This window comes from Gemmatimonadales bacterium (genome assembly GCA_030697825.1).
In the GTDB taxonomy this organism is placed as follows: Bacteria; Gemmatimonadota; Gemmatimonadetes; order Gemmatimonadales; family JACORV01; genus JACORV01.
This window is the reverse complement of the sequence record JAUYOW010000062.1, coordinates 1-2,332: the sequence shown is the minus strand read 5'-3', so window position 1 is coordinate 2,332 and position 2,332 is coordinate 1. Positions and strand designations below refer to the sequence as shown.

Genomic DNA, 2,332 nt, shown 5'->3' with positions numbered 1-2,332 from the left:
CTCGCGGCGGCCGAGTCGCATCAGTCCGACGTGCGCCGCGCCGAGCGCCCCGGTCCTCGGCCAGACCGTGAACAGCAGCCCGTTGGTCTCCGGCACGTAGTGCGGCCAGAAGTGCCCGGATTCCCCGGCCGTCGTATCCGGCCGCGTGAGGCGTTCCGGCGTCCCCCCGTCGGCGGTCACGCGAAACAGGCCCGAGCTGTCGACCCTCGCGAAGACGATGTGGTTGTCCGCGGTCCAGGTGGCGCCCAGCAGCTGGCTGCCGATCTCGGCGATCGTGACCGGAGCGCCGCCCGCCACCGGCACCTTCATGAGATTCCCGGAGCTCGAGTAACCGACCCACTGGCCGTCCGGCGAGAAGAAGAGGTTGCGCGCGCCTTCCGTGCCGGCGAGCGGCCGCGCCGCCAGCTCGCTGAGCGCGCGGACCCACACCTGGATGCGCTGGGTCAGTCCCTCGTAGGCCAGGGTGCGTCCGTCCGGCGAGATCGCCAGCGGCGGTCCGCAACAGGCGCTCGTCGCGCTGTGCCCCGAGTCCGGCACGTGGTAGAAGCGAACCGGATCGGTCGCGGCCGCGGGCCCGCTGCGCCGCATCCAGCCGAACCCGGCGACCACCACGGCCAATGCGGCGACGGCCCACGGCACCCACCGCCGCGCCGAGTCCGCGGCGCGCCGCGCGCCGCGGTCGGCGGCCCCAGGTGCGGCCAGCGTGACGGGCACGGAGAAGTCCCTGTTCCCCAGTGCCTCGGCGAACTGCGCCGCGGAGCCGAAGCGGTCCGCCGGCAGCTTCTCAAGCGCCTTTTGCACCGCCGCCTCCACGTGGGGCGGGATGGTGCGGCGCTGGAGCGCGAGCGAGCGCGGCTGCTCGGTCATCACCCGCGCCACGATCGCCTGCGCCGTCGGGCCCGTGAACGGCGGCTCCCCCACCAGCATCTCGTACACCACGCAGCCTAACGCGTACACGTCGCTCTTGGCTGTGATCTCCCGTTCCCCCATCGCCTGCTCGGGACTCATGTAGTGGGGCGTCCCCAGCGACATTCCCGTCTCCGTCAGCCGGGTGCCACCCCCCGCGCTCGACACCGCCAGCGCGATCCCGAAGTCCGCCACCAGTGCTCGGCCGTCGTGAAGCAGGATGTTCTCGGGCTTGATGTCACGGTGCACCACTCCGTGCCGGTGAGCGTAGTCCAGCGCGCTCGCCACCTCCCGCGCGACGCGCACCGCGTCTTCGACCGGCAGCTGCTTCTCGCGAGTCAACCGGTCTCGAAGCGATTCGCCCTCGACATAGGGCATCACATAGAAAACGAGGCCATCTGCTTCGCCCGAGTCGTGCAGAGGCAGGATATGGGGATGCTGGAGATTGGCGGTGGTCTTGATCTCGCTCAGGAACCGCTCGGCGCCGAGGATCGAGGCCAGCTCGGGCCGCAGCACCTTGAGCGCGACCTTGCGGTCGTGCTTGACATCGTGGGCGAGGTAGACGGTGGCCATGCCGCCCTCGCCCAGCTCGCGCTCGATGACGTAGCGCTCGGCCAAGGCGACCGAGAGGCGCTGCACGGCGTCCATCAAAGAGTGCCTCCGCTCATTGCTTGGTTCCCAGCCAGAGCTGGTCGAGCTGCTGGTCGACGAACTCCGCCACGCAGTCGGTGCGATTCAGGTGCCAGGTGAGCGAGGCCCCGGAGGAGATCCCCTCCTCGGCCTCCGACGCTTTGCGCTCATCCGGTTTCCCCAGGTGCGCCACCAGGTCTGGTTCGGTCGTCTGTGGAGCGAGTGTGGCGGTGGCACCGTTGCGGCGCACCAGGCCGGCGAACGGTTGCCCCTCACCCCCGCTGTAGACGGCTTCCAACTCGACGAACCGCCCTTGCTCTTCCCGGCACAGGAATCCCCGCGACCCGTACCAGTAGGAACCGCGGCGCGCCGCCGCCGCGTCCTCGGCCGGACCGAGTTTGTTGAGCCGGTCGGCGCGCTCGCCGAGCCGGATGCCGCAGAAGGACTCGTCGTCCAGATCCAGCACGAGCTGGAGGCCGGGCTGCGCGCGCCACTCCCGGGTGGGATTCCGGTTGAGCAGGTTGTCGAGGAAGCTCACCGACCCCTCCGCTCATCGTGGCGCAACCGCTCGAGGAGCCCCTGGATCGAGAGCAGGACCGTGGTGCTGGCACCGCCGCGCACCATGACGAACCGCCGGACGTCGGGCGCGACGTCGTACTCACGGAACGAGCCGCCGGGCAGGAACGCTCCGGAGAACAGCCGGCGGCGCCCGGTCACCTCGAACGCCGGCTGCGCCCGCACCGACGCCGCCATCATGGCGTCGCCCTCGCGGTAGAAGAGTTCGCGGCCGTCCCGC

At 70.8% G+C, this 2,332-nt stretch carries 3 protein-coding genes; all 3 read right to left on the bottom strand.

Annotated elements, in window-relative coordinates:
• Positions 1-1,554: protein kinase (locus Q8Q85_03005; protein ID MDP3773213.1), on the bottom strand; the 1,554-nt coding region annotated here is incomplete at its 3' end.
• Positions 1,555-1,570: 16 nt separating this feature from the next.
• On the bottom strand, positions 1,571-2,074 hold the full coding sequence (locus tag Q8Q85_03000; protein ID MDP3773212.1) for a hypothetical protein: 504 nt from the start codon (positions 2,072-2,074) through the stop codon (positions 1,571-1,573).
• Positions 2,071-2,332: hypothetical protein (locus tag Q8Q85_02995; protein MDP3773211.1), on the bottom strand; the 262-nt coding region annotated here is incomplete at its 5' end. The genes Q8Q85_02995 and Q8Q85_03000, both read right to left, overlap by 4 nt.